We start from the raw sequence: 23,580 nt of genomic DNA, 5'->3' as shown, positions 1-23,580 counted from the left end.
AACCTGCAAAGAAATCCATGAAGCGAATTATAATTGCCCTAGCACTCGGAATCACCACGGCTTCGTTCACCCTGGCCCAGCAACAACGGCGGCCCGGCGGGGGCGGTGCGCCAACCAGTCCGGCGGCTGCTACGCCGGCTCCTTCGCCGGGTATCGCCAACTATGCCCCGAAACCGGGTCCCAACGACCTGAAACTGTTGATGGATTCCACCATCACCTCCAGCAATACCGTCACGATCAAGGGCGCGAAGGTGCCATACACGGCGACGGTCGGTACGCAGCCGGTTTGGGACGAAAACGGCAAAGCGATTGCCGGCGTGTTCTTTACGTATTACGAACGCTCGGATGTGAAAGACCGGGCCAGCCGTCCGCTGGTGATTTCGTTCAACGGCGGACCGGGTACGGCGTCTGTCTGGATGCACCTGGCCTACACCGGCCCGAAACTGCTGAACATCGACAACGAAGGCTATCCGGTGCAACCGTACACGGTGAAAGACAATCCGAACTCGATTCTGGACGTGGCCGACATCGTGTACATCGACCCGGTCAATACCGGTTACTCGCGGCCGGCGAACAACAGCGTGCCCAAGTCGAAATTCTTCGGGGTCAACGCCGACATCAAATACCTGGCCGAATGGTTGAGCACGTTTGTCAGCCGGAAAAACCGCTGGTCGTCGCCGAAATACCTGATCGGCGAAAGCTACGGAACCACCCGGGTGTCGGGTCTGGCACTGGAGCTGCAAAATGCCAACTGGATGTACATCAACGGGGTGATTCTGGTGTCGCCGACCAACCTCGGCATCGAGCGTCGCGGTCCGGTTTCCGAAGCGAATATGCTGCCGTATTATGCCGCCACGGCCTGGTATCACAAGGCGTTAAGCACTGATTTACAGAAGAAAGACCTGGTGGCGCTGCTGCCCGAAGTGGAGAAGTTTACCATCGATGAACTGATTCCGACGCTGACGATGGGCGGTTTTGTCGATCCGGCGAAACGGAAGCAGATTGCGACCAAATACGCCCAGTATTCCGGTTTGTCGGAAAAGGTGATTCTGGAACACAACCTGAACATTCCGACTTCGTTTTTCTGGAAGGAACTGCTGCGGACGCGGGGCTACACGGTCGGTCGGCTGGATTCCCGGTATTTGGGGATCGATAGCCAGGACGCGGGCGAACGGCCGGAGTACGCGGCTGAGCTGACCTCCTGGTTGCACTCGTTCACCCCGCCGATCAACTACTATTTCCGCCAGGTGCTCGGCTACAAAACCGACCTGAAATACTACATGTTCGGCCCCGTGCAGCCGTGGTTGCGGACGGGCGAAAACGCCGACAACACCGGCGAAAACCTGCGGCAGGCGATGGCCCAAAACCCGTACCTGAATCTGCTGGTGCAGTCCGGTTATTACGATGGCGCCTGCGATTACTTCAACGCCCAATACAACATGTGGCAGATGGATCCCAGCGGTGTTCTGAAAAACCGCATGGAATGGAAAGGCTACCGCAGCGGTCACATGATGTATTTGCGGCAGGAAGACCTGGTGTCGGCCAACGACGACCTCCGGGCTTTCATCAAAAAATCGACGCCCAAAGCCAGTCAACCGGCTAAGTATACGATGGCCCCCTAATCGGTTCGAGACGATTGCAACCCCTGTTTACCTACCCTCTGAACGAACGGATTCGTCGGTTCTTCAGAGGGTTTTTCGTTTGGCCTGGACCGGGACATTCTTCTTTCGGCGGGCTACCAGCAGCGAAAAAACCGCCAGAGCACCGGCCAGCAGGAGCAAATAAATGTACCCTTTAGTCAAATCCGGGGTAGCAGCGATGGCGTTGCTGTCCAGCATCTGATACGCGGGAATCAGCCACTTAAGGAGATACGCCTGCACCAATACGATTCCGCAAATCACCGCAAGCATGATGAAGCTGTGCTTGACCGTAAACCGGAACAGGGCGGATTCGTGCCCAACGAGGTTCCCGGCGGCTGCGGCCACGGCAATCGACTGCGGAGAGATCATCTTTCCGACCACGCCCCCCGAAACGTTGGCGGCCACCGTCACGACGGGATCGACACCGATGGACGTGGCCGTTGCGTACTGGAGCTTGCTGAACAACGCGTTGGCGGAGGTGTCGGAACCGGTAATGAAAACGCCCAGCCAGCCCAGTACGGGCGCAAAAAAGGGAAACAGAGCGCCGGTATTGGCCAGCACGTCGGCCAGCGTCAGCGTAATGCCCGAATCGTTGGCGAGATAGGCAAATGCCAGAACGCTGGTGATGCTTAACACCGGAAATTTTAACTGGTTCAGGGTGTTGCCGAAGATCGTGAGCCCCTGCTGATACGAGATGTTGACCAGCGGCATCGTCACGAACGCGGCCAGCAAAATGGCCGTTCCGGCGGCCGAGAGGTAATTGAACTTGAACACCTTCGGAATCAGCGTGCCGTCGCTGCTCTGAATAGCCTGATGCAGTCCCGGTACTTCGAACTGGACAGAACCGAGCGTATTCAGCACGTCTTTGATGGGTTGCAATCCCCAGGCAATAATCAGAAGCGTCAGGATAAAAAACGGCGACCAGGCCCGGAGCAGCGCCCCGCCCGAATAGTGCATCGTCGCATCGGTGGTAGTCGGGGCTTCATCGGCAAACCGCCAGATCGTTTTTGGCTTCCAGAATTTTAGAAAAACCATCAAACAAAGGATGGACCCCAAGCCTGCGACGATGTCCGGTAAATACGGTCCCAGGTAGTTGGAGGTTGCCCACTGCAAAACCGCAAACGACCCGCCCGACACCAATAGTGCAGGCCCGACTTCCCGTGCTTTTTTAAAACCGGACACCAGCGTGACCAAATACAACGGCAAAATTGCTGATAGCAGCGGTAGCGTCCGGCCCACCATTTGCGAGATCGCCAACTCCGGAATCCCGGACACCTGGGATGCTACGGTAATGGGGATGCCGATGGAGCCAAACGCCACCGGAGCGGTATTGGCAATCAGGCAAATCCCCGACGCATAAAGCGGATTGAAGCCCAGCCCAACCAGCATGGCGGCTGTAATCGCGACCGGCGCACCGAACCCGGCGGTTCCTTCCAGGAACGACCCGAATGAAAAGGCAATCAGCAGGGCCTGGAGCCGCCGGTCGGCGGTGATGGTGCCCATGAAGTGTTTGATGATTTCGAATTGGCCGCTCTGAACGGTAATGTTGAACAGAAAAACCGCCATGATTACCAGCCAGCAGATCGGAAACAGCCCATACAGTACGCCGTGACCGATAGACAAAACCGCCAGTCTGACGGGCATTTGGTACACGGAAAGGGCAATTGCCAGGGTAAGAGCCGTTGCCAGCAAACTAGCCTGATAACCTTTCATTTTCCGGATAATCAAAGCCCAGAAAATAAACAGGATGGGAACGGACGCGACCAGCACAGACAACACAGGATTGCCAGTCGGATCGGTAGGTTGCTGCCAGGCCATAGCGATGTAAAACAGGAAAGGGGTGTTTGTAGGAATACCGGGTAAGTTACATATTTCTGCGGTATTGCCCACCCACTTCGTACAAAGCCCGCGACAACTGCCCCAGCGTGCAAACTTTCGTGGCTTCCATCAAGGCTTCGAAACTATTGCCGTTGGCCAGGGTCGTGTCCTTCACTAGTTTCAGAGCCGATTCGGCGGCTTCGCGGTTTCTTTCCTGGAAGGCTTTCCGGGATTCGATGGCGTAGCGTTTTTCGGCGTCAGTCGAGCGGATGACTTCCTGCGGTAAAACCGTCGGCGAACCGTTTGGGTCGAGGAAGGTATTGACGCCCACGATGGGCAACTGACCGCTGTGTTTCTGCATCTCGTACACCATCGATTCGTCCTGAATCTTGCTGCGCTGGTACATCCGTTCCATCGCGCCCAGTACGCCCCCGCGTTCGTTCAGGCTGCGGAATTCGTTCAAAACCGCCTGTTCGACCAAATCCGTTAGTTCATCGATAATGAAAGCACCCTGCAATGGGTTTTCATTTTTCAACAACCCAAATTCTTTATTGATAATCAATTGAATTGCCATTGCCCGGCGCACGCTTTCTTCGGTCGGCGTCGTGATGGCTTCGTCGTAAGCGTTGGTGTGCAATGAGTTGCAGTTGTCCGACAAGGCCGTCAGCGCCTGGAGCGTGGTCCGGATGTCGTTGAAGGCAATCTCCTGCGCGTGCAGACTCCGGCCCGAGGTCTGGATGTGGTATTTCAGTTTCTGCGACCGCTCGTTGCCCTTATACTTGTACTTCATGGCCTTCGCCCAAATGCGACGCGCCACCCGACCCAGCACCGAGTATTCGGGATCCATACCGTTGGAGAAGAAGAACGAAAGGTTGGGTGCAAAATCGTCGATGTGCATCCCCCGGGCGAGGTAGTACTCCACAAACGTAAAACCGTTCGAGAGTGTGAAGGCCAGTTGGGAAATCGGATTGGCACCCGCTTCGGCGATGTGGTACCCTGAAATTGAAACGGAGTAGAAATTACGAACCTGCTGGTCGATGAAATACTGTTGAATGTCGCCCATCATCCGAAGGGCAAATTCGGTCGAAAAAATACAGGTGTTTTGGGCCTGATCTTCTTTCAGAATATCGGCCTGAACCGTCCCGCGCACCCGTCGGAGCGTATCGGCTTTGATCTTTTCATATACCTCTCTCGGCAAAACCCGATCGCCGGTCGTTCCGAGCAGCATCAGTCCAAGGCCGTCGTTCCCATCGGGTAGGGGGCCGTTGTAGGTTGGAGCAGGGGGCAGAGGGCGGAGGGTATGGGGAGCGTCGTTTTCCCTCTGCCCCATGCCCTCTGCCCCCTGCTGGCGCAGCCATTTCTCACACTGCTGGTCGATGGCGGCATTCAGGAAAAAACCGAGCAGCATGGGCGCGGGGCCGTTGATGGTCATCGAAACCGAGGTGGCCGGGTCGCAGAGGTCAAAACCGCTGTAGAGTTTTTTTGCATCATCCAGTGTGCAGATGTTGACGCCCGAATTGCCGATTTTGCCGTAAATATCGGGCCGTTCGTCGGGGTCTTCACCGTAGAGCGTCACCGAGTCGAATGCCGTGGAGAGCCGTTTGGCGGGCATGCCTTTCGAAACGTAATGAAACCGCCGGTTGGTGCGCTCGGGACCACCTTCCCCGGCAAACATCCGGGCCGGGTCTTCGCCCTCGCGCTTCAGCGGAAACACGCCAGCCGCGTACGGAAACTCACCGGGCACGTTTTCGGTCAGCAACCAGCGCAGGACATCACCCCAGTCTTCGTACCGGGGCAGGCTGATTTTCGGAATGCGTAACCCAGATAGGGAAGTTGATGTCAGGCTTTGCTGGATGGTTTTGTCGCGAACCTGATACTGGTAGCTGTCGACCTGATATTTTTGTTTGAGTTCCGGCCAGGCTTTCAGCAACTGCCGACAGTCGGGGTGAAGCCGGTTTTCGAAATCGGTGTAAATGGTCTTGATTTCATCACCCGTGGCAGCGGTTAACCCGGCGGTTTTCAGGATTCCGTCCAGTTGGTACAGCTTCCGGGCGATGGCAACCTGCTCCCGGACAAAGGCATCGTAGCGTTCGCTGCTTTCGACAATTTCTGCTAAATACCGAACGCGTTCAGGCGGAATGATGGCTGAGGCTACCGGATTGCTGGAAACTGGGCCGGTTTTTTTCGGAAACGAACACCCGGTTTTTTGTTCAAGCTGGCTCAGCAGAAGCGCAAAGAGGGCGTTCATTCCGGCATCGTTGAACTGGGAGGCAATGGTGCCGATGATGGGTAATTGCTCGTCCGGTAATTCCCAAATACCGGATTGAGTTATTGCGTGATTGCGCCGGTATTGCTTCCGGACATCGCGCAGGGCATCCAGCGAGCCGCGTTTGTCGAACTTGTTGATCGCAATGACATCGGCGTAATCGAGCATGTCGATTTTTTCAAGTTGCGTGGCTGCTCCGTAATCGGCGGTCATGACGTATAGACTCACATCCGAGTGTTCGGTAATTTCCGTGTCCGATTGCCCGATGCCGGAAGTTTCGATGATGATCAGGTCAAATTGGGCCAGCTTGCAAATGTCGATGGCATCCCGGACGTGTTTGCTCAGGGCCAGATTTGCCTGACGGGTGGCCAGAGACCGCATGTACACCCGACCGGCCGCCGGGTCGGGGTGAATGGCGTTCATCCGGATGCGGTCGCCGAGCAGCGCACCACCGGTTTTGCGTTTAGACGGATCGACGGACAGAATGGCGATGGTTTTGTCGGGAATGTTCACTAGAAATCGGCGCACCAGTTCATCGACCAGCGACGATTTTCCGGCCCCGCCCGTTCCGGTAATACCCAGCACCGGCACGGTTTTTCCGGCATTGGGTAGCGGGCGGTCGGGCTGTTCCGAAACCGTTTGTTGCAAACCGGCCAGCCGCCGGATTTCGTCAAACCGCTGCGGATCGTTTTCGGCCACGGAAATGAGCTTTCCCACCAATTGGTTGTCTTTCGTTTGGGGTAATTTCGTGAGTTGTCCGTTTAGGTCCGACGGTTGTAGGAGCGTGCCCGCGCCCTGATCGCATTTTTCCAGCAAATCGTTGATCATGCCCTGCAAGCCCATCGTTCGGCCGTCGTCCGGGGAATAAATCCGGGCCACGCCGTACGCATGCAATTCCTCGATTTCGTGGGGTAAAATGGTGCCGCCCCCTCCGCCAAACACCTTGATATGAGCCGCTTGCCGATCCCGAAGTAAATCGATCATGTATTTAAAGAACTCCAGATGCCCGCCCTGGTAGGAGGTGATGGCAATGCCCTGAACATCTTCCTGAATGGCACAATCCACGATCTCGGCCACTGAGCGGTTATGGCCCAGGTGAATCACTTCGGCCCCGGATGCCTGCATGATCCGGCGCATGATGTTGATGGCGGCATCGTGCCCGTCGAACAGCGAAGCTGCTGTCACAATGCGAATGGGATGTTTGGGCTGGTAGGGTTTCGGGCTTTGTTGCGATACCATGATCAAATTGCAAAATGTTGTGTAAAAGTAGGCAGAATGGTGGAAAAGCCGTATTATTGATTGTTATTACCAAGTTGAAAACGGCATGTCGCCAGCGCAAAAGTTCTATCGTTCCATTGGTGTCCGCCCGCACGAAGTTCGAACAGTCTGGTTATTTTTTCTGCATAATTTTTTCCTCGGTATTGGGACCATCCTGGTCTACGTCTCTGCCAACGTTATTCTGCTTGAAAATCACCCCGAAACCAGTCTGCCCATTGCGTACGTCGTTTCGGCCCTGGCCATGATGGGCGTCGGGAAGCTTTACACCCACTACGAACATCATCTGGCCCTGCGAACGCTGGCCGTGCGGGTCATCTGGGCGGTTATTATCCTGACGTTTATCATCGATATACTGGTTATTGCGGGGCACTCGGTCTGGGCATCCATTGCCATTATGGTCGGTTTTCGAATCATTTACCTACTGACCAACCTCGAATTCTGGGGCGTGTCGGCGGTGGTGTTCGATGTGCGGCAAAGCAAACGGCTGTTCAGCGTAATCAGTTCGGGCGACATGCCTGCCAAGGCGCTGGGGGCAGTTCTGGCGGCTTTGGTGCATGCGCACATGGACATGGTTTACCTGTTGCTGGTGGCTTTTGGGTCCTTCCTGGCGGCTATTTATATCCTGAAACAGACGTATCGTTCACACGATGTACACACTTCTCACGGGGCGGTTCGTGTCCGGCAGGAAGTACAGTCTCGGCTGGTCAAGCAGTTGTTTGGCAACAGCCACCTGATTACTTGGATGTGCCTGAGCCTGGTCGCCGTGGCCATGGTGGCCGCCAGTGTTGAATATGCGTTTTTTATTAACGTCAAATACAAAATCCACGCGACGACCTCACTGTTGCAATACGTCAGTAAAGTCTTGGCCCTGACGTACCTGGTAGCCATGGTTGTCAAGGTGTTGGTGTCGCGCCCGGCGCTGGATCGGCTGGGCATCCGGCGGTCGCTGCAATTGCTGCCGTCGACGGCTTTGGTGGGTGTACTGGTGTTTGCGCTGGTCTTTTTCGCCGGGGTTGGAGAGTCAACCTGGTTGCTCTACTACTGCGCTCTGTACCTGACGTTCGAGGTGATGCGCCGGTCGTTGTTCGACCCGGTTTTCCTGGTCCTTTTTCAACCGCTGACGACCCAACAACGCTTGCAGGGCCACACGCTCGTCAAAGGTTTTTATGAGCCGCTGGGGATGGCCCTGGCCGGTATTCTGATTTACACCTTCCACGCTTTTTTGGAACTGAACGAGTGGGTGTTGTTTACCTGGATGGGGGTCGGAACGCTGGTGGCCTTCTGGTTCCTGCGCCGGACGTACCAAAATTACATGAACGAACTGAAGTCGGCGCTAAGTCGGCGGTTTTTGGAAACCAATGACCTGGTAGTTCCCGACGAAGTCCTGAAACTCGTTTTGAAGAATCTGGAAAGTACCCGCGTCGAGGAAGTGATCAACGCCATCGGCTGGCTGAAAACCCACCGCCCGGATAAGCTGAACGAGGTAGCAACAAGTTTGCTGAAACACCCGGATGCGCAGGTTCGGCGGTTTATGCTCGACACCGCTGGTGAACTGAAGTTTTCGGTCGATGCCCCGGCGCTGTATGCACTGGCCGTTCGGGACTCCAACCCTGACATTCGCGAATCGGGGAGTCGGCTGTATTGCGGATTGCCAAAAGCGGATGTCCAGTCGGTTTCGGAATTGCTTCGGCATCCCGATCTCAGCCTTCGAAAAGGAGCTATTCTGGGCAGTCTGAAAAACCGGGCGTTTAGCAAACCGGCGACAGATAGCTTTGAGGAACTGAGCCAGTCGGCCGGGGTCGAAAACCGGCTGGCGGTTTTGGATATTATACGGTTGCGGGCCTTAAAACAATACACAGAAACCGTTACCAGTTCTTTACAGAACGATAATCCACTCCTGGTTAACGCAGCGATCCGAACGGCGGGTTCGCTGAATGAGGTAAATTTAACGCGCTATCTGGTTCGGCTACTGGCTGATAAAAACCATTGGCGGGTAGCGGCTCAGAGTCTGGGCGAGATGCAGGACGCAGCGTTGCCATTCCTGGAAGAAGCCTTGGGGTCGACAACGGACAGTGGGCTGATTCGCCGGATTGCTGCGGTTTGTGCCAAAATTAAAACGCCGGAAAGCCATCGGTTACTGACCTCACTCGTTGGTCGCCCTGATTTGTCGGTACGTATGGCGGCTTTGCGGGCGCTAAGCCATTCGGAGCACGAACCGGCGGACCCGGCGGTTTTTGAGACGGTGGTACAAGACGAATTGCGACTGGCCCAGCGGCTGTTGCACGGCAGTCTGCACAAGAACGACCGCGAATTGCTGGCCTGTCTCGATTACGAAATGGGGCTGTTGCTGCAACGGATTTTCTATCTGCTCATGCAGGTCTATAACCGTGAGGAGATTGCGAGTGTCCGGTCGAGTATCGATCATGCTTCGCGCGAACGGCGGGCCAACGCGCTCGAAATGCTCGACAACCTGATTCCTCGGGTCGTGTACCAGTGCCTGCAAGCTTTGGTCGATGATCTTCCCGTAGCGGAAAAAGTGCGGCTGGTAGACGCCCAACTCGGGGCTTTTCACGCACAGGAGCCGTTGTTGACATTTATCCTGCACCAGGGCGAAACCATGTTTTCGACCTGGACGCTGGGGGTTGCCCTACGCCGGTGGACGCCCCGGTCGTTAGCCAACACCCGGATTTTAGGCCATTATGTACAGCATTCAGTGCAACTCCTGAGCGAAAGCGCCGATAGCCTTCTGCAAGTCGTGCAAACCGAGCATCCCGATTGGTATCAGCGCCTGCTGGCCGATCATCCCACAATTTCTGGGCAACTTATGAAAACGAGCGAGGACCACATCTCTGATTTTGAACGGGTTATTGTTTTGAAAAACACCCGGCTTTTCGCCGATACGCCCGAAAACATCCTGAGTACGATTGCGCCCATCATGAAAGAAGTTTCCTTTCAGGAAGGACAAACCATCTTCGAAAAGGGCGAAATTGGGAACTGCATGTTCGTGATTTACTCGGGAGCTGTCGACATTTACGACCGCAAAGAACGACTGGCGCAGTTTGACCGGGGCGATGTGTTTGGCGAACTCGCTCTGTTGGATACCGAACCGCGCTCGGCCTCGGCCCTGGCGGCATCGGATGTGCTGCTGTTCCGGATCGACCACGAAGATTTTTATGATTTGATGGAAGAGCGGGAGGAAGTGCTGCGGAACATGATGCGGATTTTGTGCCAGCGCATTCGGCTGCAAAACGAAAAATTGCAAACAATGGCCGTCAAACCGGGTAATGGCTGACAATTTCCCTCAATTGGTCCAGTTGGCGCTGCTTCGCATCCTGTCGTAAGGCTCGGGCGGTTTGGGTCCAATACTGATGGCTTTCCAGGAAACGTACCTGAATACGGTTCCAGGCCGGTTCGTCCGCTACGATGCTGCGAACCTTCAGTTCTTCAAACAGGGTTCTGGAAATGGGTTCAAAATCAGGACGCCCCAGATAATCCAGGTCCGCATCGCACAAAATCTGTTCAAGCAAATTCTGGGGGCTCTGCGGTATTTTGGTCGCCATAATCATTCTACAAATCTGCTCAATGTCGTCCGGCGAATACGAAAAACCGGGTAACACGTCGCGGGCAACCTGACAGCCTTCGGCTTCGTGTCCCTGGTAGGTTGTCAAAAAACCACAATCGTGGTATAGTGCTGCCGTGCGGAGTAAGGCCAGGGCATGAGGGTCGGTAACTTTTTCGGCCTGAGCCAGTTGTGCAGCCGCTTCTATAACGTCTACGGTATGGTGAAAGCCGTGGTAATACAGGGTAGGCGAAAGCTCCTGCTGTAACTTGGTAAGAATGAAGGCTTCGGCTTGGAGCAAATTCATCGGCATCAAAGGGCTGGCGTCGGCGGCCAAAATAAGCGAAATCAGAACGAAACGAAAAACATTTTTAGTGTCGGCAATTATCAAGCCGGTTTTCACCGTTATAAAAACAAAGCCCGGTCAACCTGCCGGGCTTGTCGTACTCGTAGTATAGCAAAGATTTTTCGTCGAAAATCGTCGGAATTAATTCTGTGGATTCAGCCGGTCGATCAGCATTTTGTTGAACATCCGCTCGGTGTTGTGCAACTCCTGGAGTTGCTGGGGCGAAATAACGCGCAGAAACTTGCCGTTGTATTCTTTCTCCAGATCCACCAGTTTTTGTTTCAACTCGACCGACTCGTTCAAATCATCGATGGCTCCGCCGGACTTACTCGGTTTACGCAATTGCCGCGTAATGTCTCGGCGTTTGTCACTGAATTCATTGTAAATGGCCCAAAACTGGGGCGCCTGCTCGGTAGTTAAATTCAACCGGTTGGTAATTAGGCCAATCTTCGCGCTTTCTATCTTTTGGCGATCCTGATTCTGGGCTTCAGCCGGACGTGTAAGCAGTAAGCCAAAACACAAAACCAGTATGCTAGTGAACGATTTCATAGAGTTGGTAAATGATAAATAGTCGGTCATTATCCGGTAGAATATGGTTGTTATGTGCGATTTATGGGTCTTGTAGTGAGTTCAATGCAGCTTACCAGAAACCATAAACGTAAAACCCGTTATCTACTTAGATGGTTGCGGTTCCGGCCGCATCTTCTTCCACGAGTTGCTTAATGACTTCGGGTGACACCTGCAATTCCTGAATCAGGTTCGAATTATTCAACGTCGCCGGGGCGTTAAGTACATCGGAATAATCTTCCAGATAAATATCCTGCTCCTGCAAATAATCCAGCACCGACTCCTTGCTGACGTTGCTCAGCAATTCCGGTTCCAGGGATTTTTGCTGTTCCGGGTACGTAAACCATACCAAAGCCGCCACTAAACCCGCTCCGGCCAATGTCGCCACCGACCGTGGCCACGACCAGTTGAGCACCGGGCGATGAGCAGCCCGCTGGGCGGTTTGGGCCTGAATCCGCGACGGAAGGGTGTCGAAATAGCCTTCGGGCGTCGTAAACGGCAGTTGGCGCAGCGGATGTTGCCGGTCTAATTCGTCAAGTCGTATTTGTTTTTTCGGTTCCATTGTCTTAATCAGCACAACGGTTTGACAAGCAAGCTTGTATCAGGTTTAATTCCCGTTCAGATATTCTTCAATTTTTTTTACGGCCAGGTGATACGACGCTTTGAGCGCTCCGACCGAGGTGCCTGTAATTTCGGAAATATCTTCGTATTTCATATCATCGAAGTATTTCATGTTAAAGACAAGTCGCTGTTTTTCAGGTAATTTTAACAACGCTTTCTGGAGCTTCAACTGAATTTCCTCGCCGGATGGATCGGTACCTGCCGTGACAAAATCTGAATTGCTTTCCAGTTTCTCCATCAGTTCGCCCTCGACATCGCCGATGGGCAGGAAAAACCGGCGCCGTTTTTTATTCAGAAAGTTTAAACATTCGTTCGTGGCAATTCGGTATATCCACGTATACAACTGAGAATCGCCCCGAAACTGTTCCAGCGAATTCCAGACTTTGATGAAGGTTTCCTGCACCAGATCATCCGCATCGTCATGGTCAATGACCATTTTCCGAATATGCCAATAAATTTTCTGCTGGTATTGGCGCACCAGCAGGTTAAAGGCATAATTCCGGCTTTGCGGATCGCGGTATTTTTGTAGGATCTCTTCGTCAGACATTGGGTTAGTTTATGGTTTACGGTTTATAGTTTATGGTTTTATAAATTGATACGCCTGGCCCAACTATAAACCATAAACTATAAACTATAAACATTAAACGACTCGCGCTTTGGCCCGCAGGGCGGCTTCGACAATTTTCTCGGCGGTCAGTCCGTATTTTTGCATCAACTGGTCGGGTGTGCCGCTTTCGCCGAAACTGTCGTGAACGCCGATCATTTCGAGCGGGGCCGGGTAATTCCGGGCCAAGACCTGGGCTACGCTATCACCCAACCCGCCATTCAATTGGTGTTCTTCGGCTGATACGGCGCAACCGGTTTTCCGTACCGACGCCAGAATCGCTTCTTCATCTAACGGTTTTATCGTATGAATATTGATGATGTCGGCTTCGACGCCCTGTTCGGCCAGGATTTCACCGGCTTTGATGGCTTCCCACACCAGGTGGCCCGTCGCAAAAATCGATACGTCCGGCCCCTCGTTCAGCACGAGCGCCTTCCCGATTTCGAATTTCTGGTCGGCGGGGGTGAAAATCGGCACCACCGGACGGCCAAAGCGCAGGTACACCGGCCCGACGTGTTCGGCGATGGCGATGGTGGCGGCTTTGGTCTGGTTGAAATCGCAGGGGTTGATGACGGTCATGTGCGGCAGCATTTTCATCATGCCAAGGTCTTCCAGAATCTGGTGCGTGGCCCCGTCTTCGCCCAGTGTCAACCCGGCGTGTGACGCGCAGATTTTAACGTTTTTGTTCGAATAGCAAACCGACTGCCGGATCTGGTCATAGACGCGCCCGGTGGCAAAGTTCGCAAACGAGGTCGCAAACGGGATTTTGCCACCGATGGTCAACCCGGCCGACACGCCGATCATATTCGCTTCCGAAATCCCGCACTGGACGTAGCGTTCCGGAAACTCCTTAATGAAGCCTTCTAGCTTGAGCGAACCGGCCAGGTCGGCGGTCAGGGCCACCACGTTCGGGTTGGTGCGGCCCAGTTCGAGAATACCCGCGCCGAAGCCGGAGCGAGTGTCTTTCTTTTCGGTATAGGTGTATTTTTTCATGGTCTAAGCGATTGCAATTTAGTTAAAAAGTAATTCGCACTCGGGCAGTTAGGGTGTTGGGCGGCCCGCTCGACGGAGAAGCCGTTCGCCCGCATTTTCATGGCTAAACGCGGTTTGCTTCCACCGAAGCCTTTGCGGTTTAGGTGAGCAATGGTTTTAAATGGTTCAAAATCGTTTTCTGGATAGTCGATGTGAACCTGATTGCCTAACAGCCTGCTGAGCGCTTCTGTGTCGGCTAAGTACCAGTTTTCAAATTCTTTGACGGCAACGACCACCATTTGATTATCAAAAGGAAGAACATTTTGCTTGGTCACGGTAATACAAGCATCACGGTCTAAATCAATGAGTGCAATGATCTTTTCGGCTCCTTGATCTAACAAAATTTGCCGGTATCTGATTAGTCGATCACCGAGGTATTGATTTTTACTCCCGGTTTCAGCGATTCCAATTAACTCAATGTGTAAGGTCGCAAGAAATGCTTTAAACGAATCAGTGTCAAAGATGTAACTCTCTGATTCTCCTTCGCAAATAAGACCCAGTTTTACCACGGCAGTCCACCTCCGAGGACTTTGGATAGCCACGCTTCATCCATCGGCAAACCGTGCAGATTCATTCCTTTAATTTGCTTGGTTTGCGTTGCGCCTTGTTTTTTATCAACTAGTATAATTTCATCAGGTGTTAACTGCGATACGAGCGTTTGCGAATGCGTATTGAGCCAAATAAAATGACCTTTTTCCTCACAGGCGTATCGGCAAAGATTGACCAACTCTCGTACTACTTTCGGATTTAAGCCATTTTCCGGTTCTTCAATGCAGAGAAATTGGGGTTCTTCACTTTGGTAAATGGCGGTTAGTAAGACTAGAATATTGAAGGTGCCGTCAGAGATTAAATCCTTAGTAAACGGTTTTTCTGCATACTGATCATACCAAAATAGAACCTCTTCTGACCGATATTGATTTGTTATTATTTCGATATTCTTAAACTCAGGTATGAACAACTCAAGCCATTCAAAGATTTCATTTCTTAAAATAGGGTTATCTAGTATTCTTTTTAGAACAGACTCTAAGTTTTTTGCAGAAAGCGATAATGTCGTGTTATCGTTGAATGGAAGTTTGACTAATTTCTCATTCCCAACGAAGATTCTAGAATATCTGTTGTAGAACTGTTGATATTCTTCAAAGTTGACATTACCAATACCAAAATTTTCTCCCAAACTAAGAGGCCCTTGTAAAGGATCAGAAATGTTATCAGTATAATCAATCTCTATTGATGTTGTAAATGAGTCAAAAAAACAACCGAATTTGAAAGCTGGAGAAAAAATTGATCTGTTTAAGAACTTAATAGGACCACCGTATAATCTCCCAGCATCACTTCGGAAGTATACCTGACTAATATCATTATTTGAAGCAAACTTCTCATGCAAATTCACAAACTCCAAAGCCTCGAAAATATTCGATTTGCCGGAACCGTTGGGGCCGACGAAGACCGTGAACGGATTGGGCTCGATGAGCTCAATCCGTTCGATGGACTTGAAATTTTCGATAACCAGGCGTTTGATCTTCATACTTAATAATCTTCCATTCCGGCCGTGATTGGCAGTTGGTTCAGGGCGACGGCGAGTTGCTCGTCGTTCGGGGCCACGCCGTGCCATTTGTGGCTGCCCATCATGTAATCGACGCCGTAGCCCATCTCGGTTTTCATCAGAATCAGCGTCGGCACTTCCGGGTCGGTTTTCGATTCGTGCAGGGTTTTGATGATGTCGCTCATGTCGTTGCCGTGCATCTCGGTCACGTTCCAGCCGAAGGCCCGGTATTTGGCGCCCAGGTCGCGGTTGTTCATCACCAGGTTGGTCGGGCCGTCGATTTGCTGGCCGTTGAAGTCGATGATGGCGGTCAGGTTGCCGAGTTTGTGGTGGGGCGCAAACGAAGCGGCTTCCCAAATCTGGCCTTCCTGCTGCTCCCCGTCGCCCATCAGCACGTAAACATGCTTGTCGTCGCCGTTCAGTCGTTTGGCAAAAGCCGCCCCGCAGGCTACCGACAAGCCCTGACCCAGCGAACCCGACGCAATCCGAATCCCCGGCAGGTGTTCAGCCGTGGCCGGGTGGCCCTGCAACCGGCTGTTGAGCTTCCGGAACGTGGCCAGTTCCGAAACTGGGAAATAGCCCGAACGCGCCAGCACGCTGTAAAAAACCGGCGAAATGTGGCCGTTTGACAAAAAGAAAACATCTTCGTCGCGGGCATCCATGTCGAATATCGCCTTGCCTTCGTCGTCGCGCTTCAGGCGCATCACGTCAAAATACAGGGCGACCAGCAAATCAGTGCAGCCTAGCGAACCGCCGGGGTGTCCGGAGTTAACGGCGTGGACCATCCGGACAATATCCCGCCGGACCTGCGTGGCAATGTGTTGTAATTGTTGAATTTCCATACGTACCTGCGGACTTTAGTCCGCATTTTTTAGGATGAAAGGCGGACTAAAGTCCGCGCTACGTTTATTTCAGAATCTGTTCCGCGTGTTTTTCGGTGTCGACTTTGGTGATGATTTCGGTAATCGTTCCGGTTTCATCGATTACAAACGTCGTCCGGACAATGCCCATGTATTTGCGGCCATACATGTTTTTTTCCTGCCAGACGTCGTAGGCTTCCACAATCTGGTGATCGGTATCGGCCAGCAACGCAAACGGCAGGTTATACTTTTTAATGAACTTCTGGTGTGACTTTTCGTCATCGACACTGACGCCCAGCACTTCGTAGCCCTGTTTTTGCAGGTGTTCGTAGTTGTCGCGCAAGCTACAGGCCTCGGCCGTGCAGCCGGGCGTGTCGTCTTTCGGGTAAAAATACAGAACGACCTTTTTGCCCCGGTAATCCGACAGTCGGACGGGGTTGCCATTCTGGTCGCGGGTTTCGAAGTCGGGAGCCGCGTCGCCGATCTGGAGTGCCATAGTTGTGGGTGTTAGAGTCTTCGAAAGGGCAATTAACGCCAAAAAACGCAAATTACCCGGTTTTGCCTAGTTTTCCTTGTCCGAAACAGCCGCCGAATCCACCAACGCCGGGCGCGGAGCGGGGGGAAGCGTGGCCGTCACGGTGGTCAGGTTACCGGCCCGGTCTTTTACTTCCAACACCACCGACCCCTCAAACGGTTTCGTGGGATCGAGTTTATCCGACCAGATGAGCGCCCGTTTGTAATCGTACTGCATCAGAATCCATTCGCCGTTGACCATCGCCCGCACCGTATCCAGTCCTGACAAGTCATCCTTCACCGTGGCCACCAGGGCCTGGTGATCTTTCCGCAGGAGTTTGACCGTGGGCGGATTGGCGTCGGTCAGCAACTGAAAGGTACCCAACTGCCGCGTTCGGAATAGAAAATGATTGTCTTTCCAAAAACCGCCTACGTAATACCGCCGGTTGCCGTTAATGAGGTACATCTGCGTCCGGGCGGGGTTGACGACCGGTTCGGACGGAATGAAATCCACGTCGACATGATCCTTTAACGCAATCGTTCCCTGATTGATCGATAACCGATTCCCTGAAGAATAAACGGCCAGGTGCAGGGTGTCGTAGAGACTTTCCGGGGCAAAACCGACCGTGATGGCAGCGTCTTGGTACGAGTCGGTTTTTCCGGGTACAATCCGTTTTCGAAAATTCAGCGGCAGTACGGTTTTTCCAACCTGAACCGAATCGGGCAATTGTTGCTGCAAATCAACCACATAATAGGCTTCGTTGGCCCGAATGTACGAAACCGGGAGTTCTTCCGGTTCACCATCAAGATAAAGTTGAGCCACCGGGGCCACCGCCGTCGGGAAATTTCGCGCCCGGATAATCAGCGTGTTGTCATCCTGCGAACTGAAGATGGCCGTTGGTAACTTGCTCGGTTTCAACAGCACCGGAGCGGTTTCTCCCGTTTCCGGGCGGATCGTAAACCGCAGGTGGGTGGTGTGCTGAAAACAGTCGTACAGCGTAATCCGAACCTCGTGGGGCTGGCCGTCGAAGAGGGGTAGTTTGCCGCGCGTCTGGTCGTACCGGTAGAGGTTCAGCGTATTGCCATCGGCCAGGTAGCAGCGGTGAAACCGCTGGCCGGACAACTGCTCGATGCCGTAATTCATATGCAGGTTGATCAGCCGGGATTCTTCGTTCGGGAAGGTGTTCATGTTGTAAGCAAACACCTCGCGGTCGTCCAATTGAATTTCAATGCACGTCAATCCGTTTTTGAAGGGCGAACCGCTGGTGCGGTCGAAAGCCAGCACTTCCAGACCGAGCAAACCGCTGGCCGAAACCGGCTGCGTCAGCACGTAATTACCGTTGGCCTGCCGCACCGGCGTCAGCGTGACGCGCCCGGCCTGTCCGTTGATGCGGGAGGTGGGGGTCAGCGGTTGCAGCGCGATGCGTTCGAACAGGGGAGGTACATCGTCGGCAATTTCCTGAAAGCCAAAGAGAAGCGGATTCAGCAGGTTATTTTTATCGTCGCGGATTTCAAAGTGCAGGTGCGGACCACCCGATCCCCCGGTATTGCCCGACAACGCGATGATTTCCCCTTTTTTCACCGGAAACCGGTTCGGGGCCGGGCGCAGATCGATCTCAAACGTCTGTTTCTTGTATTGTTCGGCCCGTAAAAACCGCCCGAGCGTGTCGTTCAGCGTTTTCAGGTGGCCATACACCGTGGTCAGGCCGTTGGGATGCTTGATAAAAATGACGTTTCCGTACCCGCCCGTAAAAACCGCAATCCGGGAGACGTAGCCATCGGCGGCTGCGTAGACGTCGAGTCCTTCGCGCTGGGCCGTCCGGATGTCGATTCCGGCGTGGAAGTGGTTCGGCCGCAGATCGCCCAAACCGCCCGAGAGCGAGTTGGCTTCGCCGGGCATGATCGGAAACAGAAAATAGCCGGGCTGAACGGCTTTCAGAATGGTTTTGTCGGGTGTTTGCCCGAAAACGACCGAATGCAAGAGCAGGAATAATCCCAATCCAACCGCGCAAATTCGCTTGTTTCTCGCTATTTCTACCATATTCCTGCTACAGGACTCAACGCTATTTTACCTCAAACTCCAGCATTTTCCGATCTTCGATATAGGCCGTCAACCGGTCGCCGACCTTCACCGGACCGACGCCTTTGGGCGTACCGGTAAACAGAATGTCGCCTTGCAAGAGCATGAAGTAGTTGGAAACAAAGGAAATCAGGTAATCGATATCGTACAGCATCATGGAGGTATTGCCAGCCTGCCGGGTTTCGCCGTTGACATCAAGCCGGAAATTCAGGTTGCGCAAATCCGGGAAGTCGGTTTTGGGAATGAACGGCGACATGGGAGCCGAACCGTTGAAGCCTTTCGCCAGATCCCAGGGCAAGCCCTTGGCTTTCAGCTTCGATTGCAGGTCGCGGGCCGTGAAATCGATGCCGACGCCGATTTCGTCGTAATACCGGTGTGCAAATTTCTGATCGATGTTTTTGCCGGTCCGGCTGATGCGCACCAGGATCTCCACTTCGTAATGAACGTCCTGTGAAAAGTCGGGGTAGAAGAACGGATCGCCGGGTCGGAGCAGGGCCGTTTCGGGTTTGGTGAAGATCACCGGGTCGTCGGGCTGTTCGTTGTTCAGTTCTTTAATATGTTCAGCGTAATTCCGTCCGACGGCAATGATTTTCATGCGAATTAAACGTTTGCTTTTCGCGCAAATCTAAACAGGAAAGACGGCTCAACCGCATGCTTATTAAAATTTTTGAACAAACTCGGGCCTCTAACAGTCTCTAGTAGGTAGTTTTGGCGTCTAAATTTTTATAAACACCATCATACGTTAAACCATGAAAAGAGCGATAATGGCCATGCTGCTGACTGGCCTGATCATTGCCTGTCAAAAAGTCCCGCTTACGGGCCGTAACCAACTGAAATTGATTCCCAACTCTCAGATGTTACCGCTGAGTTTTACGAATTATAAGGAAGTGCTTGATACGAGCCGGGTTGTCCGGAACGGGTCTCAGGAAGATATGATCAAACGCGTGGGTGTTCGCATTCAGCGGGCGGTCGAGTCGTACATGGCGGCCAACAATCTGAGCGAACGGCTGAACGGTTTTCAGTGGGAGTTTAACCTGATTGAAAGTCCGCAGGTAAACGCCTGGTGTATGCCGGGCGGCAAGGTGGCTTTCTACACCGGTATTCTGAAATACACCCAAAACGAAGCCGGGGTGGCAACGGTAATGGGCCATGAAGTATCGCACGCCATTGCCGAACACGGCAACGAACGGATGAGCGAGGGCTTGCTGGCAAACGGATTGATGCAGGGAGGCCAGTTGGTACTCGGAACCATGTCGCAAAACCAGCGGAGCCAGACCAATGCGTTGCTGCTCCAGGCCGTGGGAGCGGGTTTGCCGATTGCTTATCAGGTGGGCCGGGCCTTGCCCCACAGCCGCGCGCAGGAGTCGGAAGCTGATAAGCTGGGGTTAATCTTTATGGCGATGGCGGGGTATGATCCGCAGGAAGCGGTGAGTTTCTGGAGCCGGATGGCGAAAGCCGGATCGGGTCAAAAACCGCCGGAATTTCTGTCAACCCACCCATCAGATGAACGCCGGATTCGGGATCTGCAAAAACAAATGCCGGACGCGATGCGGTATTACCAGCAGGCGAGGAGATAAATTTAATTGTTACACAGGGTTGATCAGAGAATATCAGAGGTTATCAGGGTTTCTCAGATTAACTCTGATAACCTCTGATTAACTCTGTGTAATAACATTCTTAAACTACGCCCCCATCTCCTCCAGCACCTGCTTCACTTTCGCAGCCGCGTCTTTCAACTGGACGGCGGAGTATACTTTCAGCCCGGATTCGTCAATGATGCGGGCACCTTCTTCGGCGTTGGTTCCCTGCAGTCGGACGATGATCGGCACTTTGATATCGCCGATGGCCTTGTAGGCTTCCACCACGCCCGTGGCCACGCGATCCCCGCGCACGATTCCGCCAAAGATGTTGATCAGGATGGCTTTCACGTTCGGGTCTTTCAGGATGATCCGGAAACCGGCTTCGACAGTTTTGGCATTTGCACCACCGCCGACATCCAGGAAGTTGGCGGGTTCGCCACCTGACAGTTTGATGATGTCCATCGTAGCCATCGCCAAACCGGCACCATTCACCATACAGCCGACATTGCCATCCAGTTTGACGTAGTTCAGGTCGTTGGCCGTTGCTTCGACTTCCAGCGGATCTTCCTCCGTGATGTCGCGCAGGTTTTTCAGATCCGGATGACGGTACAGCGCGTTGTCATCCAGATTCACTTTGGCATCGACGGCCAGAATTTTATTGTCCGACGTTTTCAAAACCGGATTGATTTCAAACATGGACGAATCCGTTTCGACGTAGGCTTTGTACAGCGAGCCGATAAATTTGACCATTTCTTTGAAGGCTTCGCCTTCCAGACCGAGCGCAAAGGCGATGTTCCGGACCTGGAACGGTTGCAGCCCAATGGTCGGATCAACCCATTCTTTCACGATTTTTTCGGGCGTATGCTCAGCCACTTCTTCAATGTCCATCCCGCCTTCGGTGCTGGCCATGATGACGTTACAGGCTTTGGCGCGGTCGAGCAGAATACCGATGTAATATTCTTTGGGTTCTGATGCGCCGGGATAATAAACATCCTGGGCTACCAAGACCTTGTTCACTTTTTTACCTTCCGGACCGGTCTGGTGCGTAACCAGGATATTGCCGATGATATTTTTGGAAATCTCCCGCACATCGTCGACCGATTTCGCCAGTTGGACACCCCGTTGCTCCGAACCCTGGATTTTACCCTTTCCGCGTCCACCGGCGTGGATTTGTGACTTAATCACAACGAACTTCGAATTGGTTTGCGCCATGATCTGCTTGGCGGCTTCAACGGCTTTCTCGGGCGACTCAGCCACGATGCCTTCCTGAACCCGGACACCGTACTGTTTCAATATCTCTTTGCCCTGGTACTCGTGAATGTTCATAAGGAGCGAAACAAGGAATGGTGAAAAAAAGACTATTTTCGCGGTAAAGATAGTTTACCGAAAGGTAGCAGAACAACTTCTTTCGTTTTTAATATTCAGCAAAACGGTCGGTTTGCTACGACATCCGTTTTTTCGACGAATGATTCAAATCAGGACAAACCGGATGCTTCTAATCAGATTTTTATGGAACCTTTATTGAAAGCCGAAGGAATTAAACGTTCCCACGGCGAATTGGCGGTCCTGAAAGGGATCGATCTGTCGATCCAGGCGGGTGAAATTGTCTCGATTGTAGGCGCATCCGGAGCGGGAAAAAGTACGCTCCTGCACATCCTGGGAACGCTCGACCGCCCCGACGCAGGGCAGGTGTCTCTGGCGCAACAGGATGTTTTCCGGTTGGGCGAAAAAGAACTGGCCCGATTTCGCAATGAACGAATCGGTTTTGTCTTTCAGTTTCATAACCTGCTGGCCGAATTCACGGCGCTTGAAAACGTGTGTCTGCCGGGCTTTATCGCCGGACATGATGAGAAAAAAGTACGAAACCAGGCGGAAGAATTATTAAATCGACTCGGATTAAGTGACCGAAAAGACCATTTGCCATCTCAATTATCAGGAGGGGAGCAACAGCGCACGGCCGTAGCCCGTGCGCTGATCAATTCACCCGCCATTGTTTTTGCCGACGAACCCAGCGGAAACCTGGATTCCCACAATGCGGAGGAACTTCATCAGCTCTTTTTTCGGTTACGGAATGAGTTGGGGCAAACTTTTGTCATTGTTACTCATAATGATTTGCTCGCTACTATGGCTGATCGACGACTCACTATTCGCGATGGGCAGATACTTAATGAGTTTTCTTGAGTAATAGTACTTATTTGTTTCCCCTTTTGCCAGTTCCGGTTACTTAGTTAATGTTCTGATAATTAATAGGTTGTGTGGTATTTAAATAGTGTTGAAAATTTTTTTAACCTTTTTGAGATTTATATTATAGCTATTGTTATATATTTGCATTGAAAAGAAAAGTTTTTCATAACGTTGAGTAAATCAGAAAGCCATGAGGGGAATCCCGCATGGCTTTTTTGTTTGAATAAGTATTACCACTTAATTACTGCTGCCAACCGCAATGGAGCGCGGTTTTGTCAGCGTTTGAAAGCTTTCAGTTGTTGCAGAATGGCAAAGGTAAGCTCGTATTCGGACGCTTGCAGAATGAACATATCTTCGAACTGGCAAAATTCCTTAAATTTCATCAGCTCGTCTCCTTTTAAATCCGTGGCCCGACCCGCTACCAGATCGAATCGGTAGGTCGCCAGCTTATGACGCCGGTCTTCCTGCATCAGAACCAGCGCCTTGCGGTCCGCCTTGGCCCGTCGGCTGAAGGCTTCGTAGAGGAGCGTGATCACCGAACCAGTAGCGGCCCGGTCGAGCACCTGCTCCGCCGTTACGCCCCGCTTGGCCTCCGGTTCACTCAGGAGTTGTTCAAGCTCCCGTTTCAGTTCGGCCTCCTGTTTCCCCCGTACCGTTACTTCTTCCAGATTGATGACATTGTCGGCCAGCTCGCGTTTCATCCGTAGAACAGGTTGCTGGACGTGGCCGTCCCACAAAAATGCCATCCGACCGTGCGTCGGGCTGGTTACCACCACCGAATCCCCCGGTTTTACCTGAAGATAGTAGTTGCCCAAGTGGTTGGTGCGGCCAACCGCCAGCGACCGTTTGTTGATAACACTGGCATTACTCACGCCCTTCCCTGTCTCCTGGTCGAGTACTTTTCCAAGGATATATTTCGGAGTTTGTGACCAGGTTGTAAACGAAATAAAAAGGCAAATGAACAGGTATTTGATCATGGTGGCAAGTTCGCGATAAACCCAAAAGCAGGCAACGTACAAAAACTATTTAAGAAAAATTAACAGAGTCACCACGAACCGAACCGGCTTTCGAACAAGGTTATAATTTATT

19 protein-coding genes are annotated in these 23,580 nt (G+C 52.7%); 4 read left to right on the top strand and 15 right to left on the bottom strand.

Annotated features, from left to right (window positions below):
- Window positions 1-17 precede the first annotated feature (17 nt).
- Entirely contained in the window at window positions 18-1,622 is a 1,605-nt protein-coding gene (locus ACO2Q8_RS17460; protein WP_423346130.1) for a S10 family peptidase, read from the top strand.
- Window positions 1,623-1,685: 63 nt separating this feature from the next.
- On the opposite strand, the gene ACO2Q8_RS17455 is transcribed toward ACO2Q8_RS17460, so the two are convergent.
- Both ACO2Q8_RS17455 and ACO2Q8_RS17450 read right to left on the bottom strand, forming a co-directional pair.
- Window positions 1,686-3,458, bottom strand: coding sequence for an L-lactate permease (locus tag ACO2Q8_RS17455; RefSeq protein WP_423346129.1), 1,773 nt, complete (start codon window positions 3,456-3,458; stop codon window positions 1,686-1,688).
- Window positions 3,459-3,504: 46 nt separating this feature from the next.
- The gene (locus ACO2Q8_RS17450) at window positions 3,505-6,963 is read right to left on the bottom strand and encodes a methylmalonyl-CoA mutase family protein (RefSeq protein WP_423346128.1); all 3,459 of its coding nucleotides are present in this window, start codon (window positions 6,961-6,963) and stop codon (window positions 3,505-3,507) included.
- 85 nt (window positions 6,964-7,048) lie between these two features.
- On the opposite strand from ACO2Q8_RS17450, the gene ACO2Q8_RS17445 reads away from it, so the two are divergent.
- A complete protein-coding gene (locus ACO2Q8_RS17445; protein WP_423346127.1) occupies window positions 7,049-10,294 on the top strand; it encodes a cyclic nucleotide-binding domain-containing protein in 3,246 nt (1,081 codons plus the stop codon).
- On the opposite strand, the gene ACO2Q8_RS17440 is transcribed toward ACO2Q8_RS17445, so the two are convergent.
- The 11 genes from ACO2Q8_RS17440 to ACO2Q8_RS17390 all read right to left on the bottom strand — a co-directional run bounded on the left by ACO2Q8_RS17440 (window position 10,275) and on the right by ACO2Q8_RS17390 (window position 19,322).
- The gene (locus ACO2Q8_RS17440) at window positions 10,275-10,868 is read right to left on the bottom strand and encodes an HD domain-containing protein (RefSeq protein WP_423346126.1); all 594 of its coding nucleotides are present in this window, start codon (window positions 10,866-10,868) and stop codon (window positions 10,275-10,277) included. The genes ACO2Q8_RS17445 and ACO2Q8_RS17440 overlap by 20 nt on opposite strands.
- Before the next feature lie 180 nt (window positions 10,869-11,048).
- The gene (locus ACO2Q8_RS17435; RefSeq protein ID WP_423346125.1) at window positions 11,049-11,456 is read right to left on the bottom strand and encodes a hypothetical protein; all 408 of its coding nucleotides are present in this window, start codon (window positions 11,454-11,456) and stop codon (window positions 11,049-11,051) included.
- 127 nt (window positions 11,457-11,583) lie between these two features.
- Window positions 11,584-12,036: a hypothetical protein gene (locus ACO2Q8_RS17430; protein ID WP_423346124.1), complete on the bottom strand. Its 453-nt coding sequence runs from the start codon at window positions 12,034-12,036 to the stop codon at window positions 11,584-11,586.
- Window positions 12,037-12,081: 45 nt separating this feature from the next.
- Window positions 12,082-12,642 (bottom strand): RNA polymerase sigma factor, encoded by a 561-nt coding sequence (locus tag ACO2Q8_RS17425; RefSeq protein ID WP_423346123.1) that lies wholly within the window; start codon window positions 12,640-12,642, stop codon window positions 12,082-12,084.
- A gap of 93 nt (window positions 12,643-12,735) precedes the next feature.
- Entirely contained in the window at window positions 12,736-13,692 is a 957-nt protein-coding gene (locus tag ACO2Q8_RS17420) for a transketolase family protein (RefSeq protein WP_423346122.1), read from the bottom strand.
- Window positions 13,689-14,240, bottom strand: a complete 552-nt coding sequence (locus tag ACO2Q8_RS17415; RefSeq protein ID WP_423346121.1) for a hypothetical protein — start codon at window positions 14,238-14,240, stop codon at window positions 13,689-13,691. The genes ACO2Q8_RS17420 and ACO2Q8_RS17415 overlap by 4 nt, the downstream gene beginning before the upstream one ends.
- Window positions 14,234-15,256 (bottom strand): AAA family ATPase, encoded by a 1,023-nt coding sequence (locus ACO2Q8_RS17410; RefSeq protein WP_423346120.1) that lies wholly within the window; start codon window positions 15,254-15,256, stop codon window positions 14,234-14,236. Before ACO2Q8_RS17410 ends, ACO2Q8_RS17415 begins: the two co-directional genes overlap by 7 nt.
- 2 nt (window positions 15,257-15,258) lie before the next feature.
- Window positions 15,259-16,116: a transketolase gene (locus ACO2Q8_RS17405; protein WP_423346119.1), complete on the bottom strand. Its 858-nt coding sequence runs from the start codon at window positions 16,114-16,116 to the stop codon at window positions 15,259-15,261.
- 64 nt (window positions 16,117-16,180) lie between these two features.
- Window positions 16,181-16,630: a thioredoxin-dependent thiol peroxidase gene (bcp, locus tag ACO2Q8_RS17400; protein ID WP_423346118.1), complete on the bottom strand. Its 450-nt coding sequence runs from the start codon at window positions 16,628-16,630 to the stop codon at window positions 16,181-16,183.
- A 66-nt stretch (window positions 16,631-16,696) separates the two neighbouring features.
- Window positions 16,697-18,628, bottom strand: coding sequence for a M23 family metallopeptidase (locus tag ACO2Q8_RS17395; RefSeq protein ID WP_423346117.1), 1,932 nt, complete (start codon window positions 18,626-18,628; stop codon window positions 16,697-16,699).
- 82 nt (window positions 18,629-18,710) lie between these two features.
- Entirely contained in the window at window positions 18,711-19,322 is a 612-nt protein-coding gene (locus tag ACO2Q8_RS17390) for a fumarylacetoacetate hydrolase family protein (RefSeq protein WP_423346116.1), read from the bottom strand.
- A gap of 154 nt (window positions 19,323-19,476) precedes the next feature.
- On the opposite strand from ACO2Q8_RS17390, the gene ACO2Q8_RS17385 reads away from it, so the two are divergent.
- The gene (locus ACO2Q8_RS17385; RefSeq protein WP_423346115.1) at window positions 19,477-20,304 is read left to right on the top strand and encodes a M48 family metallopeptidase; all 828 of its coding nucleotides are present in this window, start codon (window positions 19,477-19,479) and stop codon (window positions 20,302-20,304) included.
- A gap of 105 nt (window positions 20,305-20,409) precedes the next feature.
- Here the strand turns inward: ACO2Q8_RS17385 and sucC are convergent, their stop codons facing one another.
- Window positions 20,410-21,633 carry an ADP-forming succinate--CoA ligase subunit beta gene (gene sucC, locus ACO2Q8_RS17380; RefSeq protein WP_423346114.1) on the bottom strand — a complete coding sequence of 408 codons (1,224 nt, stop codon included), beginning with the start codon at window positions 21,631-21,633 and terminating at the stop codon, window positions 20,410-20,412.
- Window positions 21,634-21,816: 183 nt separating this feature from the next.
- Here sucC and ACO2Q8_RS17375 point away from each other — a divergent pair, with 183 nt between their 5' ends.
- Entirely contained in the window at window positions 21,817-22,488 is a 672-nt protein-coding gene (locus ACO2Q8_RS17375; RefSeq protein WP_423346113.1) for an ABC transporter ATP-binding protein, read from the top strand.
- 278 nt (window positions 22,489-22,766) lie between these two features.
- On the opposite strand, the gene ACO2Q8_RS17370 is transcribed toward ACO2Q8_RS17375, so the two are convergent.
- Entirely contained in the window at window positions 22,767-23,468 is a 702-nt protein-coding gene (locus tag ACO2Q8_RS17370; RefSeq protein WP_423346112.1) for a hypothetical protein, read from the bottom strand.
- Window positions 23,469-23,580: the final 112 nt, after the last annotated feature.

It is taken from the genome of Larkinella sp. VNQ87 (assembly GCF_049445795.1).
Classification (GTDB): Bacteria; Bacteroidota; Bacteroidia; order Cytophagales; family Spirosomataceae; genus Larkinella.
Note: the sequence above shows the minus strand (reverse complement) of the source record. Positions and strands in the feature narration are given on the sequence as shown.

Excerpts from the sequence above, each read along its gene's own strand:
- ACO2Q8_RS17435 (WP_423346125.1), bottom strand. The coding sequence starts at position 11,456 with ATGAAATCGTTCACTAGCATACTGGTTTTGTGTTTTGGCTTACTGCTT.
- ACO2Q8_RS17445 (WP_423346127.1), top strand. The coding sequence starts at position 7,049 with ATGTCGCCAGCGCAAAAGTTCTATCGTTCCATTGGTGTCCGCCCGCAC.
- ACO2Q8_RS17405 (WP_423346119.1), bottom strand. The coding sequence starts at position 16,116 with ATGGAAATTCAACAATTACAACACATTGCCACGCAGGTCCGGCGGGAT.
- ACO2Q8_RS17460 (WP_423346130.1), top strand. The coding sequence starts at position 18 with ATGAAGCGAATTATAATTGCCCTAGCACTCGGAATCACCACGGCTTCG.
- ACO2Q8_RS17455 (WP_423346129.1), bottom strand. The coding sequence starts at position 3,458 with ATGGCCTGGCAGCAACCTACCGATCCGACTGGCAATCCTGTGTTGTCT.
- ACO2Q8_RS17375 (WP_423346113.1), top strand. The coding sequence starts at position 21,817 with ATGGAACCTTTATTGAAAGCCGAAGGAATTAAACGTTCCCACGGCGAA.
- bcp (WP_423346118.1), bottom strand. The coding sequence starts at position 16,630 with ATGGCACTCCAGATCGGCGACGCGGCTCCCGACTTCGAAACCCGCGAC.
- ACO2Q8_RS17450 (WP_423346128.1), bottom strand. The coding sequence starts at position 6,963 with ATGGTATCGCAACAAAGCCCGAAACCCTACCAGCCCAAACATCCCATT.
- ACO2Q8_RS17420 (WP_423346122.1), bottom strand. The coding sequence starts at position 13,692 with ATGAAAAAATACACCTATACCGAAAAGAAAGACACTCGCTCCGGCTTC.
- ACO2Q8_RS17430 (WP_423346124.1), bottom strand. The coding sequence starts at position 12,036 with ATGGAACCGAAAAAACAAATACGACTTGACGAATTAGACCGGCAACAT.
- sucC (WP_423346114.1), bottom strand. The coding sequence starts at position 21,633 with ATGAACATTCACGAGTACCAGGGCAAAGAGATATTGAAACAGTACGGT.
- ACO2Q8_RS17440 (WP_423346126.1), bottom strand. The coding sequence starts at position 10,868 with ATGAATTTGCTCCAAGCCGAAGCCTTCATTCTTACCAAGTTACAGCAG.
- ACO2Q8_RS17390 (WP_423346116.1), bottom strand. The coding sequence starts at position 19,322 with ATGAAAATCATTGCCGTCGGACGGAATTACGCTGAACATATTAAAGAA.
- ACO2Q8_RS17370 (WP_423346112.1), bottom strand. The coding sequence starts at position 23,468 with ATGATCAAATACCTGTTCATTTGCCTTTTTATTTCGTTTACAACCTGG.
- ACO2Q8_RS17385 (WP_423346115.1), top strand. The coding sequence starts at position 19,477 with ATGAAAAGAGCGATAATGGCCATGCTGCTGACTGGCCTGATCATTGCC.
- ACO2Q8_RS17425 (WP_423346123.1), bottom strand. The coding sequence starts at position 12,642 with ATGTCTGACGAAGAGATCCTACAAAAATACCGCGATCCGCAAAGCCGG.
- ACO2Q8_RS17410 (WP_423346120.1), bottom strand. The coding sequence starts at position 15,256 with ATGAAGATCAAACGCCTGGTTATCGAAAATTTCAAGTCCATCGAACGG.